The following is a 15,889-nucleotide window of genomic DNA, read 5'->3' on the forward strand; positions in this document are numbered from 1 at the left end:
TTTTTGGATTTTCAGAGAGTTGACAGTCTCTTTACTGGCTTAGCACAAGCCTATGTAAAAAGGGAGGCAGACGTGGCCTCCCTTTTCCCCTACGATTATAGTTCTTTAGAATCATACTGGCGTCGTAGCAAATGGATAGACGAATATTGCTCTATACCACGGAATGCAGTAGCTGAAATATTAGTTGAAGAACAACATCGTCTATCTTTGTTAGCAGGTACTAATGGCGATGATAATAAAGCTCTAGAAGCAGCAAAAAATATTAACCACAGTCAGAGCCTTGTCGTAATAACAGGTCAACAAACTGGCTTATTCACAGGACCGCACTTTACCCTACTAAAAGCTTTTACAGCGATAGCTCATGCTCAACGACTGCAAGATTTTTTAGGAAGGCCTGTCATACCTCTTTTTTGGATGGCCACAGAAGATCACGATTTTGAAGAAGTGTCCAAAACAGAGCTAGCGCAAGGTGAAAAAGTACACACTATTGCTCTTGCGGACAAAAGAGCATCTAAAAAGCCCATTGGTCAACTTAATTTACCAGAAAAATGGTTAGAAACTGTAGATGCTTTTACATCTTTATTACCACAAAATGATAAAGGAAGCGAGTGGAAACGTTTTCTGATGGAACTTTCTTCTCGAACTAGTTCCTTTAGTGATTTTTTTGCTGTTCTTATCCATCGCTTAACTGCTTCTTATGGTCTCGTTATTTTTGACCCCATGAACAAAGCTTTCAAAGAACTTGATGAAACAAAAACTTTTTATAAAGAGCTAATAAAAAAGCATGATTCATTAGCAAAAGAATTGAGCCATGCTTGTGGTCATATCCGATCACTCGGTTATGAACCGCAAGTAGAAAAGCCTGCGCAACAGCTTTATTTGTTCTATCATCATGATGGTGAAAGAAAAGCAATTGTAAAAGAATCTGGGCTAGATAAGAGTAGTGTACCTTGCTTTCAAGTACTTAACTCAGAAGTGTCTTTTTATGAACAAGAATTAATAGAGTTGCTCCAGCAAGAACCGACAAAATTTTCAAGCAATGTGATCTCGCGACCTTTGTGGCAAGATCGAATTTTTCCCACTATTGCCTATGTAGCTGGTCCTGGTGAGATTGCCTATTATGCCTCTTATGGACCGATTTACAATCTAATGAACCAACAGATGCCACCTATCTTGCCACGTTTAAGCGTTACTTTTGTGGAAGGTTATATAGGGAAGTTATTAAATCGCTATAATAGTACTTTTGAAGACTTCCGAGAGCACGCTGACCATATTATGGCTCAGGCAATTAAAGCTGAAGATAAATTGTCAATAGATTTGCTATTTGACTTACTTCGATCTGATGTTCAGGAATCTTATCAAAAAATAATTGAACCTCTAGCTAAATGGGATCTGCATACAGGTAAGTTAGCAGAAGAAAATTTTGAACGCGTCATAGGGCAGATTAATTATCTAGAAAAAAAAGCACAGCAACGACATCGCCAAAACTGCCAAGAAATAAAAAAGCATTTCAACAAACTACAGAGTCATCTATGGCCTGGTGGACCGCAAGAACGAATCCTTAATGTACTGCCTTACCTTATAAAGTACGAAAGACTAACTGATGAACTTTTGGAAGTTCCTATGGAATACTTAGACTCTCACTTACTACTTTACTTATAAATTTATAGAAATTAGAGAATTTATGTTAAGAAAAATGTCATTATACTTTCTTTTTTTTTTTAAGAGCAGGAGAAAGTACAACTTTGAAGAATAGTGTTTTTGTTTAGGCCATTTAACAAGGGGGGTGAATCCTGGTGCATGCATCAAAGAGTCAATCTAATCCTTTGATGGGAGACACTCCTGTAACTAAGTTAGCTCCTGAACAAGAGCAATTTGATAAAGAACAACTTATTGCAGAGTTAAGCAGAGTAAAAAATATAAAAAGAACCTTAGAAACGATTCTTGAACATGCCTATGATGGCATTGTTGTGGTTGATAGTCAGGGTATTATTACGATGGTAAATTCTGCTTTTTGTCGCTTTCTCGGCTTTGAAGAATCAGAACTATTAGGCAAGCCTGTAAAAGAAGTAATAGAAAACACACGTCTTCATGTAGTATTAGAAACAGGACAGGCTGAAGTCGGTGAGTTACAGCGCACAGGAAATCAAGACTTTATTGCCATGCGCATCCCCATCTTCAAAGAAGGTAAAGTTGTGGGTGCTGTTGGTAAAATCATGTTTAAGAATATACATGAACTAAATGCCTTGGCCCAGAAGATGAATCGGCTCAAAAATGAACTAGCCTACTATAAAGACGAACTGCAAAAGTTTCGTGGTGCAAAGTATACCTTAGATTCTCTCGTCGGACAGAGCTATTCCATTGAAATGCTGAAAGAAACGGTTAGACGAGTAGCGAAAACTTCAACACCTGTATTAATTCGAGGGGAAAGTGGAACTGGCAAACGTTTATTAGCTCATGCTATTCATTTGGAATCTTATCGAAAAGTAGCACCTTTTGTACAAATACATTGTGGAACTTCAGCACCGCAAGAGCTAGAGTTAGATTCTTCGGCAACAATCCATGGAAAAGTAAGATTGGCTCAAGGAGGTACTTTACTTATCGATGAGATAGGTGAAATGCCTCTGACTATGCAACATCAACTGTTACAGCTTTTGCAGGGCAAGGGTTTGCAATTAGATGGAGATAGGGAAATCGAACCACTCGATTTGCGTCTTATCGTAACGACTAATCGCAATCTAGAAGATTTAGTTCGTAAAGGACTCTTTCGAGAAGATCTCTACTTCAGACTTACAGTAATCAGTCTGAATATCCCACCTCTTCGAGATCGCCTAGAAGATATTCCTGAACTGATAAGTCATTTTATAGAGTGTTATAACGAAGAACGTGGCATGGGTATAAAAACTCTTTCTAAGGATGCACTGGAAGTTATGGAAAAGTATGGCTGGCCAGGAAACATAAAAGAGTTAACAACAGTGATTGAAAGAGCTTATGACTTTGCAGAAGGAGATACAATTAGCCTGAAAGACTTGCCAATGTATCTACAAAAACTAGCTGAATCTAAGGAAGAGCATAGTATCGTAGCAAATGAACCTGAGAATTTGCAAAGTTTACTAGAACAAACTGAAAAAAATGCCATAGAAAGAGCTTTAATAAAGACAAAAGGAAATAAAGTACAGGCGGCACAAGTTTTGGGTATATCACGGGCAGGCCTGTACCAGAAGTTGATGAAATACAATATTTTAGAGTAAAAACCCTCCAAACGGAGGGTTTTCTTTTTTTTACGTATAGGGAAGTGGAGAGAGCCAAAAAATAAAGCAGAAATACATCTAATCAGGGAGGGAAAAATAGTTGAGTTACTCTAAGCTTACGGCTACCCTTGCTATTGTTTCTGTAATGGGATTAGTCGGGTTACTAGGCTGGAGTCTTTGGAACGATTCGATATCGGATCTCAATCAACAAGCTCAGTTCAATGATGGTGTATCCGTAGCACAAGCTCAAGAAGGTGCTGTAGGTTATCCCAAAGAATCGGATCTGCAAATGATGGCTCGTGCCATTCACGGTGAAGCTAGAGGTGAACCTTATGAAGGTCAAGTTGCTGTAGGTGCTGTCATTATCAATCGAATTCGACACCCATCTTTTCCGAATACAGCACATGGTGTCATCTTTCAGCCCAGAGCTTTCACAGCTGTAGATGATGGGCAGATCTGGATTCCACTTCCTGAAGACGCTTCAGCTCACCGAGCAGCTCGCGATGCCTTAGCTGGTTGGGATCCTTCAGGCGGTTGTCTCTACTATTGGAATCCAGCTACGGCAACTAGTCAATGGATCTGGACCCGCACGATCGTGAAAAGAATAGGTAAGCATAATTTTGGTTTATAGAGAGGTGCAATAGTTTTGTCTGATCTACATGATAGCAAAGATTTTTCTGACCATGACAGAGAAGAAAAAAGAGAACTAAAGAAAGAAGAGAGTTCACTACGCAAAGCAAGAAACTCCGTTGCTTTTCTAGCAGGAATATTAGCGATCACAACTATTGGTTTAGGTTTAGCTACCTATAATCAGTACACAGAAAACAGATTTTACAGAATGTCCACGGAGAATCACTATCAAAGAGCTTTTATGGATCTAACAGGCCATGTGGAAAATATGGAGCTTGAAATGTCTCGCGTTCTTGTTAGTAATTCGCCTAACCAAGCTGTCCTAGGACTTACTGATGTATGGCGTGAGTCTTCACAAGCGGCTACGGATCTAGGTCAGTTACCTATGTCTACATTACTATTAAGTAGAACTAACGAATTTGTTAACCAAACTGGTGATTACTGCCTAACCTTAGCCCAAGAAAAAGTTGATCAGAATAACGCTCTTACTTCAGATGAAATTCGTCAACTTAGTGAACTGCATAGACAAACAGTATTTCTTCGTGATGAACTGCGAAAAATGAGTGAACAGATCCATGCTGGACAACTAGCTTGGGTTGATATGGAAAGAGAATCAAGACGCCAGGAAATGCAACAAGGTCAAAGACCGCAAAATGCTTTAAGCTCTCTTTGGAATAGAGTAATTCCAACAGAAGCAGGTCAAGGTCCAGAAGCTCAAGCACCACCTATTTTTGCTAACTTCCAATTTGTCGAAGAAGAACTTCAAAAGTTTTCTCCTGTTGATTATGATGGTCAGTATTCTAGTACCATTAAAGTAGAGCCTAGAGGATTGGGTACAGGTCAAATTACTCAAGAACAGGCTTTACAAATTGCTCAAGCTTTCTTAGGACCAGAGGCTTTACAAGGCCATACCTTACATGTTCTTGGAGAAGGTAAGGCCAACATTGATGCCTATTCCATTGCCGCTTCTCCAGAAAATGATCCTGAAAGAATTGCCATTAACTTAGATATTTCTAAGCAAGGTGGACATGTAATCTGGATGCTTAGCGATCGCTCAGTAGGCAACGCTACGATTACTCGTGATCAAGCAGGTAGAGTAGCTCAAGAATATATGGATGGCTTAGGTATTCGTAACCTAGAAGTAGAATCAGCAGAAGAATACACTAACTTAGCTGTTGTCACTCTTGTGCCTAGAGATGAAAACATTAGCCTCTATCCTGACAAAATCAAAGTTCGCGTTGCCATGGATAACAGTGAAGTAGTAGGGTATGACGCAACAGCTTACTTGACTTTCCATCATGATCGTAATCTACCAGAACCACAATTATCTCTTGATGAAGCACGACAAAGAGTTTCTAACAATGTAGAGATTACAGGCTCAAAGCTAGCGCTGATTGCCAAAGATAATTATTCGGAGGAACTTTGTTGGGAATTTCGTGCCGTCCGTGGTAATCAAGAGTTTCTGATCTATATTAACGCACAAAATGGAAAAGAAGAGCAGATCTACAGAGTCATTAATACAGAAGCTGGTAAATTTATTTTCTAACTATTGCTAACACTACAAGCAAAGCTGGCCTAGAAAGCACGATTTGAGCTTCTATCAAATCGTGCTTTCTATATAATGAAGAACCATTGGGAAGAATATGGTATTCAACTTTACCTCTATTGTGCTAGAATAAATAAGAGTGGGAAATCCTTATTGGGAGAGTGATGCCAGTGCTCATAACGACAGGAGTGTCGGCTAGACATATCCATCTTAGCCCGGAGCACCTGGAAGCTTTATTTGGTCAGGGTTATGAATTAAAACCCAAAAGAGAACTGTCTATACCCGGGCAATTTCTTTGTGAAGAAAGACTGCGAATCCAAGGACCAAAAGGTGTTTTGGATCACGTTGCTATCATTGGTCCACCTCGTCCTCGCACGCAAGTAGAAATCACATCGAGTGATGGAATTAAGCTTGGGATGAATCCACCAATTCGTTTATCTGGCGACTTAGATGGAAGTGAACCATTAACATTGGTCGGTCCTCGTGGAGAACTTTATCTCGAAGAGGGCTTAATAGTAGCCATGCGACATATCCATATGACAGAACAGGAAGCTAGCGAATTAGGTTTTCGTCACAAAGATTATGCCATGGTAATCGTTCCAGGACCAAGAAGCCTTGTTTTTGATCACGTAGTCGTTCGTGTTTCTCCTGAAAACGTAGCTACAGAACTGCATATTGATACGGACGAAGCGAACACTGCGAACCTAAAAACAGGTGACCAGGTAAACCTCTTGCGCATTAACGACAAAAAAATTCGCATAGAACGTTTGATCAATATGTTCGATGAAAGACAAATGAAGCTAATCGAAGCTTGTGTAGCTAACATCGTGGAAGAAGAGCGCAGAAAAGTTTCTCAAATGGAAGATATATTGGCTCGCTTACGTAGTTAAACAAAAGGACCGGTCTTTTTTAGACCGGTCACTTTTTTCATGAAGGAAGGGGAAAGTAGATGCAACTGGGGGAAATATATCGATGGCTTATAGAAAAAGGCAAAGAAGCTGATCTTCGATCTAGAGAAGAATTAACAGAGTTAGCAGAAGAGAAAAAGAAAGCCATAAGAAATACTAGAGATAAAGCATTTCTTATGGCTGATGATGGACAATGGTATAATCCTTACGGTGATAGCAGAATTCTTTATGGTCAAGAAAACCGTTACGTTTCTCGGGCGCTTGTAGGTATTGATATTGATGGTAGTGAATTTTTGCTAGCTGATCGGTGGCGAGAATGTTGTAAGCCAATTGACTTAATCATAACTCATCACCCTCAAGGAAGAGCACAAATCCAGCTTTATCAAGTAATGAAAGTTCAAGAAGATATGCTCTACGAGGCTGGTGTTCCGATTAATGTTGCCGAAGCCTTAATGAATCAAAGAGTTCAAGAAGTTCAGAGAGCCTTGTTGCCAGCAAATCACCAAAAAAATGTAGATATGGCTCGTTTGCTTGATATTCCTTTTTTAGCTGTCCACTCACCAGCTGATAATCAAGTGCAAAAATTTCTCACCGATTATCTAATTAAGGACCAAAAAAATGTAGAAAAAGAAAAACAAAAAGTAAAAGATGTAATTGAAAAACTTTTAGAACTACCAGAATTCCGTAAAAGTGCAGAATACGGTCTTGTTCCACAGGTAGTGTCTGGAAAAAGTGAAGATAGCACAGGAAAGCTTTACATTAAAATGAACGGTGGAACAGCAGGTCCTGAGAAGTCTATCGAAGAACTAGTCAAAGCTGGCGTGGGCACCATGATCTGTATGCATTTACCAGAAGCTCAAAGAAAAAAAGCTCAAGAGATGCATTTGCGAGTTATTGTAGCCGGACATATGCCTTGCGACTCTTTAGGCATGAACCTGCTTATGGACGGATTGGAAAAGCGAGGAGTAGAGATTATTGCCTGTGGTGGCTTTATACGTCATCGTCGGAAATAACTACAGGCATCTCTAAGGGAGTATTCACCATGATCTCATCGTTATTAGTACTCTCATAAAGGGCAGATTCAGTTCCTATCTCTACAAAATCTGCTCTATTCTCTACTCTTTCTCCTATAACTTCAGGAGGATTTTCTACAGCTAGTTCTTCTGTCGAAGCTACAGATCTAAATGAGGCCGGTTGACTTGCAAAAAAACTACTTTGTCGAGGTTCCACAAAGGCAGAGGCACCTTCATTAAAATGGCGGAAAACTCTAGCCGGATATGAGCCACCATAAATTTGGCGTAAATAATGGTTTGCATCAGTTTGATCGTAGCCCATCCATACAGCTGTTACAAGTTCCGGTGTATACCCTACGAACCAGGCATCACGATTGCCTTTTACATTCTGAAAAGTAGGAAGAGGCGGTAGTTCAGAAGTACCTGTTTTTCCGGCCACAGGTCTACTGAGCCGAGCTTCTGTACCTGTTCCATAAATGACAGCACTCTGCAAGAGTTCTGTCATTTTTTTTGCTGTAGCAGCTGAGAAAAGCCTTTTAGATTCTGCTGGAGATAGTAGACTTTCATTATTTTGGTCATAGATTTGAACAATTGTACGTGGTTCTATAGTCAGTCCACCGTTTGCAAATACAGCATAGCCTTTAGCCATGTCAAGAGGTGAAAAACCATCCCGCATACCTCCTAAAGCTAAAGCTAGATGCTTATCTCCTTCTGACAGAGGCATGCCCATAGCTTGTAGAGCTTGAAAGCCTCTGTTAACACCAATTTGATCTAAAAGCCAAACAGCAGATACGTTAATCGAAAGAGCTACAGCTTCATTCATTGTTGGTTGACCACGGAAAATACCATCATAGTTCTTAGGCTGGTAACCACGGAAGCTAAGAGGTTGATCGATCAGTCTTTGATGAGGCTCCCAGCCTGCTTCAAGAGCGGGACCATAGACAGCAAGAGGTTTAATCGTTGAACCTGGCGATCTTTTCATCATGGTAGCTCTGTTAAAGATCCGTCGTGCTTCCGCTGCATAATGCCGTCCTCCTACAAGTGCCTTCACATGACCTGTAAGGGGATCAATACTTGCTAAAGCCCCTTCCACTGGTCTTGTACCGTGACCGGGAGGAAAAAGATCTGGCCTAGAGAAAAGCTCTTCAGCAAATCCCTGAATGGATTGATCAAGTGTCGTATATATATGTAGACCGCCACCATAAAGAGCCTCTTCATCAATTCCATGTATATTAATAGCTTCTCGAATTACTTCATCCATAAAATAGGGATAAGGGTAGTGTTCACTATCCGGCTCTGCTACTAAGGCAATCGGCTCTTTAAGACTTTCTTGCCATTGTGAATAACTAATAAAGCCATATTGATACATTTGATGCAAAACTGTATTACGTCGTAATAGAGCCGCTTCATTAGAATTTACGGGATTATAGTAGATAGGCATTTTAGGGATGCCAGCTATTAAGGCTGACTCTGCAATAGATAAGTCTTGCACTGACTTACCGAAATAACGGCGAGCGGCCGCTTCAACTCCGTAAGCACCTTCACCAAAATAGATCCGATTCAAGTAGAGCTCTAATACTTTATTTTTGCCAAACTCTTTTTCTAAATGATAAGCCATATGTATTTCGCGGGCTTTTCTCTGCCAACTCTTCTCTGGTGTGAGATAAATATTGCGGACAAGTTGTTGTGTAATAGTAGAAGCCCCTTCAACAATTTGACGTGATTCAAAATTTACTTTGAGTGCTCTAACCATACTTTGAAGATCAAAGCCTTGATGTCGATAAAAACGAATATCTTCAGCGGCAAGGACAGCATTACGCAAATGAACGGGAATTTCCTCTAGACCTAAAGGAATGCGGTTTTGAGATCCTTGTAACTGATAAATCAATTCACCATTACTATCATAAATAAATGATGTAGCCGGTACGGCAAAGTCTTCAACAGCAAAGTGGGGTTTTTCACGTAGGAATTTATAAGAACCATAGGCAATGAAAGAAAAGAAACCCCAGAGAAAAGTAAGCAACAATAGAGCTACAACGACAATAGTTTTTTTAAGGTAGAGGTACTTATTTGACAGAAAGAGGACCTCCTTTGGAAACGAGGTTATTATGCTACTAAATTATAAAACCTTTTGAGCTCTTTGAACAGTGACAGGAAAAAATAACCACTCTGCACGGCATGAAGTAATAATGGTAGAATAGAAGTAAGCTTTTTCCGCATTAGGAGGCTTTAATAATGAGAGAATATCTTAACGCTACTAGATTGGTTACAAAACTTAAAATGCTTAGGTCACTTTATAAGAAAACAGCCTTTTTAATAGTAGAAGGTGTTTCTGATGCACGACTTTACGGCAAATTTATGAATAAGCAAAGCTGTCACATCATAGTAGGAGAAAACAAGCAAAACATATTAGGAGCACTAACCAGACTTGAAGAAGAAAAATTTATTGGTTTTTTAGCCATTGTTGATCTGGACTACGATTATCAGCAGAAAGAGGAGAAGAGAAACCCTAATCTTTTTTACACCGATTCGCATGATCTAGAGACATTACTCCTCAATTCTTCTGCTTTAGACAATGTATTAGTTGAATATGGAGACGAGAAAAAAATAAATCATTTAGAGCAAAAAAGTGAAAAAAGATTAGTAGATATTATTGCTGGATCTGCAGCAACTGTTGGTTACCTACGCTGGTGCTCTTTAGAGAAAAAGCTAGCATTTCGCTTTGAAAATTTAGACTTTTCTGCTTTTATCTGTGAAAGAACATTAGAAGTTGATGAAGACTTAATGTTGAAATATGTGCTCAAAAACTCTAAAAGGCCAGTTCCCGTAGAAGAAGAGCTTTTAGATACCTGGCTGAGAGAGTACAAAGAGAGAAAATATAACCCTTGGATGGTCTGCTCTGGTCATGATGCGGTACGCATATTATTACTTGGACTTTTGAATTTTTTTGGTGCCTATAATGCTAAGAAATTAACAGCTAATACCTTAGAAGGAAGTCTTAGACTAGCTTATACTTTTGATGACTTTAGAGAAACGGAGCTTTATTTCTTGATTTCTCAATGGGAAGCAAAAAATGAACCTTTTGCAATATTAAAGCAAAGAAAAGTAATGGCTAATGCTGGATGATATAGAGCTAGATAATGTATTGGAGTGAAGTTAGTGTTTAAGATTATCAAGATTAGGATAGAAGGATTATTTGATCAAAGTAGTCATGAATTCAATTTACATCTAGAAGGCATTACGATTTTACATGCACCTAATGGTTTCGGAAAAACAACCATGCTTAAGCTAATTGATCATATCTTTAATGGTCGACTTTTCGAATTAAAAAGAATCCCTTTTCGTAAAGTAGATGTCTTTTTTTCTGATCAATCCAGATTAGAAATTATAAAAGAGAGAAGAAGCAGAAATATTGTCGATGAAACACAAGTAGAACGAATAAGCTACGAGTATCATAAGGTTGACGGGGAAAGTCAGATTTTCCAACCAAAACTTCGTCTTACGAAACGTTACTCTATAACTGTCTTGGAAGAGCTATTACCTTTTCTAGAAAGAGTAGGACCAGAACTTTGGGAGCACACAGAAACTGGAGAAATATTAGATTACCATGATGTAATTAAGCTATATGGCACTTTTTTACCTTTGGCGCCAGAATATGATTGGCCAGATTGGTTAAAAACAATTAGAAAAAAAATCTCCGTTCATTTTATTGGTGCCCATCGACTTTTGCAAACTTCACCACTGCAAAGTAAAAACAAGCGGCAGAATAGAGAAAAGTATCAATCTGCCGTGCGGCATTTTTCTAATGAACTTGTCTTATCCATTCAGTCTAAGCTAGCACAGTGGTCTGCTTATAGTCATGAAATGGATAGAACTTTTCCGGAAAGGCTCTTAAGTGCAAGAAAGGAACAAGAAAAGCTTAGCCTTTCTTCCAAAGAACAAATTGAGAAAAAGCTTAAGGAATTAGAATTTAAAAGAGCACGCTTAGCTCGAGTAGGGCTTATCGATCAAATAACGGAAGATCAGAATTTTTCGATAGACAACCTTGATGAATTTACTTGTAGGCTTTTATCTCTATATATTGAAGATACAGAAAGAAAATTAAAATACTTTGATGATTTAGAGGAAAGGCTTAATCTCTTACTAGAGTTAGTTAACAAGAAGTTTTTGAACAAGGAACTAGTTATTCAACGAGATCAAGGTTTTGTTATTTATGTAAACAATCGAAAAAAGAAGCTAGAAGTAGATGAACTTTCATCTGGCGAACAGCACATCCTAGTTATGTATTATCAACTTTTGTTTCAAACAGAACCTGGAGAAATTGTTTTATTAGATGAGCCTGAATTATCACTGCACATTGGTTGGCAAGGTCAATTCGTAGAAGACCTTTACGATATTATGACTTTGCGCAAGATGACCATTTTAATTGCAACGCACTCGCCAGATATCATCGATGGGCGATGGAACCTTACGGTCGCCCTTGAAAATCCCTGATCATAGAGACATGCTTTTTACAGTAGAGACATAGAATAAAAAAAGAATAAAAGTGCTTGTCGAAGATCTTCGCTTAGAAGTTGATTAAAGAGGATAATAGGAAAGCACTGTCGAAAAAATGAATAAGTTACCGCTGTGGAAAGGATGGGCTCTAAGTGGAAGAATGGACATTGAAGACAGGAGAAAGACCTTATAGAATTATTATAGCCCTTAATGATGGAACAAAAGAAGGACTAGAAAGTCTTCACTTTTTCTCTAAAATAAAAGAAAACGACATGATAGACTGTTATATAGTTTTTGATTATGGAGAAAAAAAATCAACACGACAAGCAAAAGACTTTCCCCTTGATCAAATTGAGTTTTTTATCGAAGGGATCAAGAAACGTTGTCCATTACGATGCCAACAAATTAATGGCGATGAGGAAGAAGAGCTAGCTTTTGAAGTATGGGAGCATTTCTTTGGTAGAAATAATAAAGTTTTAGCAGGGTAATTTAGAGATTCTTTAGACAAGAGGGGGGGGTATCCCTTGAAGCTTATTACTAGAAGTATTTTAATGAAGCTAATTTTTTTAACTGTAGGTGTGGTACTTCCCATCTTTGTTACCTCTTTTGGTCTTATTTTATATCGATTGGCGCCACTTGTAGACCAAGCTTTTCTGGCTACTGTTTTAACAGAAGCTATTATAAGCTTACTTGTACTTGGCTTAATTGGAACCTCCATATGGATTATTATCCTGAGACAGACTATTGTTTCAACAATCCTATCTCTTTCTAATTACATGACTAAAGCGACTAAAGAAAGAGATCTACGCTCTCAGAGCAGTGGCAACAATGTCTCAGAAGATGAGATAGGACAAATGGTACAAGCTTATAACACGATGTTGAATGAGCTCAGACGAATTATGGGGACAATTAATTCAGCGAGTAAAGAGCTTAACAGTGTAGCTGAAGTACTGCGTCATAGCTCTCAAGCTACAGGTCATTCAGCCGAAATGGTTGCAACGAAGATAGATAACATTGCTGAGGAAGCAGAACAATTAACTGTTGCTTCACAAGAAAATCATCTAGCCAGTCAGCAAGTTAGGGATGTAGCTGATCAAGTAGCTAACTCTTTAGAAGAAATGATGACTACTATTCAAGAATCAGCTCGACTTACGAAAAAGGGATATGAGAACTTAGCAGATAGCATTTCTGCTATGGATTTGGTTAAATTATCAGCACAAACAGGTTTAGAAACGATTCGTAATTTGAATGAAAAAAATAAATCAATTGAGCAAATCATACAGTTAATCACCCATATTGCCGAACAAACTAACCTCTTAGCTCTGAATGCCGCCATTGAAGCTGCCCGAGCAGGTGAGCAAGGCCGTGGCTTTGCAGTAGTAGCTGATGAAGTTCGTCGTCTAGCGGGACAATCTTCTGAAGCAACGGAAAAGATTACAGAATTAATCAGAGAAATACAAGGGGAAAGTGACCGAGCTAATGAAGTTATGACTGATAATGCACAACAAGTTGAAGAAGGAGTCAAAAAGATCAGTAGTACGGGAGAAGTTTTTCAATCTATACAAAAGATGACAGAAGCGGTTGTAGAAGAAGTAGACTCCCTAGAACATAAAATAAGAGACTTACAAAGTACAGGAACAGTACTTAAAGAGAAAGCAGATACCATAGCCCGAGTTGCCCACATTACCTTTACGAACATTGAAATGATTCAAGGACAGAGCCAACAACAAACAGCGGCTGTGGAAGAAGTAGCAGCTAATGCTCAAGAACTATCTGAACTTTCGCATCTACTGAAAGAAGAAGTAGAGAAGTTTAAGATCAACTAGAAGGGTAGAGAACTATGACCCCCACAAAACCCTGGGAAGAACCTATCGTACCAAGGCTTGCCCGTGAACTTAACATAGCAGAATCAAGAATTCAAGGAGCCGTTGAGCTCTACGACGAAGGCAATACCATTCCTTTTATTGCTCGTTACCGTAAAGAGCGTACCGGTGAAATGAATGAAGTAGAACTACGTCAACTAGTAGAACGATTAGAATACTTGAGAAGTCTAGACAAAAGAAAAACAGAAGTATACCGTCTCGTCAAAGAGATGGATAAAATTACTGAACCTTGGTTAACAAGCTTACAAAAAGCCCAAAGCTTAGCAGAAGTAGAAGATCTATACTTACCCTTTAGACCAAAACGTAAAACAAGAGCCTCCGTGGCACGTGAAAAAGGACTAGCTCCTCTGGCAGAGGCTTTGATGAAGCCTCCATATAATGAAGATCCAGTTCAAATTGCCAAAGCTTACATTAATCCTGAAAAAGAAATTAAGGACGAACAGATGGCTCTTGCTGGTGCTATAGATATCATAGCAGAAGAAATCTCCGAAGACGCCAAAAGTCGTCAATGGGTGCGTCACAGTCTTAGAAGAGAAGCTTATCTAGTTGTTACAGCAACGAAGCTGAAAGAGTCAGGTCCTTATGAAACTTATTATGATTTTCGCGAAAAAATAAAAACTATTCCAGCCCATCGTATCTTAGCCATCAATAGAGGAGAAAGAGAAAAAGCCTTAAGTGTGAAAATTGAAGGACCAGATACAGCAATTCAAGAAGGTCTGTATCGCAAGTGGATTCAGCAAGAAGAGACAGCAAAAGCGATATATATTATTAAAGCTATCAACGATAGTTATAAAAGATTAATAAGGCCTTCAATAGAAAGAGAGTTGCGGGCAGAGTTAACAGAAAAAGCAGAAGAACAAGCTATAACTGTCTTTGCTACTAACTTATCTCCCCTCTTACTGCAAAGGCCAGTACGTAGAAAAATAATTATGGGATTAGATCCAGGTTATCGAACAGGTTGTAAGCTAGCAGTAATAAACGATACTGGCAAAGTTCTTACTACTAAAACCATCTTTCCACATAAGCCTCAAAGTCGTTGGCAAGAAGCTATTACAACTCTTAAAGAGCTCATTGATCAATATGAGATTCAAATAATTGCCATAGGTAACGGGACGGCTAGTAGAGAAAGTGAACAACTTATAGCTCAAGTTATTCAAGAAAGAAACCAGACTCTTCAATACACCATTGTTTCTGAAGCAGGCGCATCAGTCTACTCAGCTTCACCACTTGCTACAGAAGAATTTCCAGAACTTGATGTAGCTATGAGAAGTGCCATATCTATTGCTCGAAGATTGCAAGATCCGCTGGCAGAATTAGTAAAAATTGAACCTTCTGCTATCGGCGTAGGTCAATATCAACACGATGTAAATAACAAACGGCTTCATCAGACCTTATCAGGTGTTGTAGAAGACTGTGTTAATGCCGTAGGTGTAGACATAAACACGGCATCACCATCTCTGCTATCCTATGTAGCAGGGATCAAGCCAGCTATCGCCAAAACTATAGTGTCTTATCGAGAAGAAAATGGTCCTTTCCGTAAACGGAAAGATCTCTTAAAAGTACCACGCTTAGGCGCGGCAACTTTTACACAATGTGCAGGTTTTGTTCGTATTCCTGATGGAGACGACCCTATTGAAAACACACCAATTCATCCAGAATCTTATGATCGAGCACAAGCTTTAGTAGCTCTCTTAGGTGAAGAGCAATGGAGCTTAAAAAAAGAAGCAGGATTAGAAAAGCTACGTCAAAAACTTTCTTCACTAGAACTAGAAAAAACTGCTCAGCAGTTACAAATAGGTCTACCTACATTGCGTGACTTAATAGAGGCTTTATCAAAGCCTGGCCGTGATCCAAGGGAGGATCTTCCCAAACCGTCCTTTAGAACTGATGTCATGGAAATGAAAGACTTGCGCCCAGGTATGGTCTTAGAAGGAAAAGTAAGTAACGTCGTCGATTTTGGGGCTTTTGTTGATATTGGCGTAAAGCAAGACGGACTAGTTCATATATCGGCACTTACTAATCGATTTATCAAACATCCCTTTGAAGTAGTATCTGTAGGTGATCAAGTAACAGTTCGTGTTCTAGATATAGACCTCTCTCGAGGACGAATCTCCTTGACTATGCGCTTAGAAGACAGTTGAATATATGACTAGAAAAAGGC

Annotated in this window: 12 protein-coding genes; 11 read left to right on the forward strand and 1 reads right to left on the reverse strand. The window is 39.0% G+C overall.

The annotated features are described in order from the left end of the window. Positions 1–3 precede the first annotated feature (3 nt). The 6 genes from bshC to F9B85_RS00110 all read left to right on the forward strand — a co-directional run bounded on the left by bshC (position 4) and on the right by F9B85_RS00110 (position 7,348). Positions 4–1,662, forward strand: coding sequence for a bacillithiol biosynthesis cysteine-adding enzyme BshC (gene bshC / locus F9B85_RS00085; RefSeq protein ID WP_170270043.1), 1,659 nt, complete (start codon positions 4–6; stop codon positions 1,660–1,662). A 134-nt stretch (positions 1,663–1,796) separates the two neighbouring features. Then, positions 1,797–3,251: a sigma-54 interaction domain-containing protein gene (locus tag F9B85_RS00090; protein WP_151617587.1), complete on the forward strand. Its 1,455-nt coding sequence runs from the start codon at positions 1,797–1,799 to the stop codon at positions 3,249–3,251. A gap of 100 nt (positions 3,252–3,351) precedes the next feature. Continuing rightward, positions 3,352–3,882, forward strand: coding sequence for a cell wall hydrolase (locus F9B85_RS00095; protein WP_479723887.1), 531 nt, complete (start codon positions 3,352–3,354; stop codon positions 3,880–3,882). Positions 3,883–3,897: 15 nt separating this feature from the next. After that, complete coding sequence (gene ypeB / locus F9B85_RS00100; RefSeq protein WP_170270044.1) at positions 3,898–5,427, forward strand: germination protein YpeB; 1,530 nt, start codon at positions 3,898–3,900, stop codon at positions 5,425–5,427. A 170-nt stretch (positions 5,428–5,597) separates the two neighbouring features. Continuing rightward, a complete protein-coding gene (gene pduL / locus F9B85_RS00105; RefSeq protein ID WP_151617589.1) occupies positions 5,598–6,317 on the forward strand; it encodes a phosphate propanoyltransferase in 720 nt (239 codons plus the stop codon). Positions 6,318–6,376: 59 nt separating this feature from the next. Next, positions 6,377–7,348: an NGG1p interacting factor NIF3 gene (locus F9B85_RS00110; RefSeq protein ID WP_151617590.1), complete on the forward strand. Its 972-nt coding sequence runs from the start codon at positions 6,377–6,379 to the stop codon at positions 7,346–7,348. Here F9B85_RS00110 and F9B85_RS00115 read toward each other — a convergent pair. Beyond that, a complete protein-coding gene (locus F9B85_RS00115) occupies positions 7,326–9,371 on the reverse strand; it encodes a transglycosylase domain-containing protein (protein WP_170270046.1) in 2,046 nt (681 codons plus the stop codon). The two genes, F9B85_RS00110 and F9B85_RS00115, sit on opposite strands and share 23 nt — an antisense overlap. A 212-nt stretch (positions 9,372–9,583) precedes the next feature. On the opposite strand from F9B85_RS00115, the gene F9B85_RS00120 reads away from it, so the two are divergent. From F9B85_RS00120 to F9B85_RS00140, 5 genes are all read left to right on the forward strand, one after another. Next, on the forward strand, positions 9,584–10,474 hold the full coding sequence (locus F9B85_RS00120) for a DUF4435 domain-containing protein (RefSeq protein ID WP_151617592.1): 891 nt from the start codon (positions 9,584–9,586) through the stop codon (positions 10,472–10,474). Positions 10,475–10,507: 33 nt separating this feature from the next. Further along, complete coding sequence (locus tag F9B85_RS00125; RefSeq protein ID WP_170270047.1) at positions 10,508–11,842, forward strand: AAA family ATPase; 1,335 nt, start codon at positions 10,508–10,510, stop codon at positions 11,840–11,842. A 155-nt stretch (positions 11,843–11,997) separates the two neighbouring features. Next, complete coding sequence (locus tag F9B85_RS00130) at positions 11,998–12,333, forward strand: hypothetical protein (protein WP_151617594.1); 336 nt, start codon at positions 11,998–12,000, stop codon at positions 12,331–12,333. Positions 12,334–12,369: 36 nt separating this feature from the next. After that, the gene (locus tag F9B85_RS00135) at positions 12,370–13,671 is read left to right on the forward strand and encodes a methyl-accepting chemotaxis protein (protein WP_170270048.1); all 1,302 of its coding nucleotides are present in this window, start codon (positions 12,370–12,372) and stop codon (positions 13,669–13,671) included. A 14-nt stretch (positions 13,672–13,685) separates the two neighbouring features. After that, complete coding sequence (locus F9B85_RS00140; protein ID WP_151617596.1) at positions 13,686–15,869, forward strand: Tex family protein; 2,184 nt, start codon at positions 13,686–13,688, stop codon at positions 15,867–15,869. Positions 15,870–15,889: the final 20 nt, after the last annotated feature.

Origin of the sequence: Heliorestis acidaminivorans (assembly GCF_008933955.1) — a bacterium.
In the GTDB taxonomy this organism is placed as follows: domain Bacteria; phylum Bacillota; class Desulfitobacteriia; order Heliobacteriales; family Heliobacteriaceae; genus Heliorestis; species Heliorestis acidaminivorans.

Excerpts from the sequence above, each read along its gene's own strand:
- F9B85_RS00140 (WP_151617596.1), top strand. The coding sequence starts at position 13,686 with ATGACCCCCACAAAACCCTGGGAAGAACCTATCGTACCAAGGCTTGCC.
- F9B85_RS00110 (WP_151617590.1), top strand. The coding sequence starts at position 6,377 with ATGCAACTGGGGGAAATATATCGATGGCTTATAGAAAAAGGCAAAGAA.
- F9B85_RS00120 (WP_151617592.1), top strand. The coding sequence starts at position 9,584 with ATGAGAGAATATCTTAACGCTACTAGATTGGTTACAAAACTTAAAATG.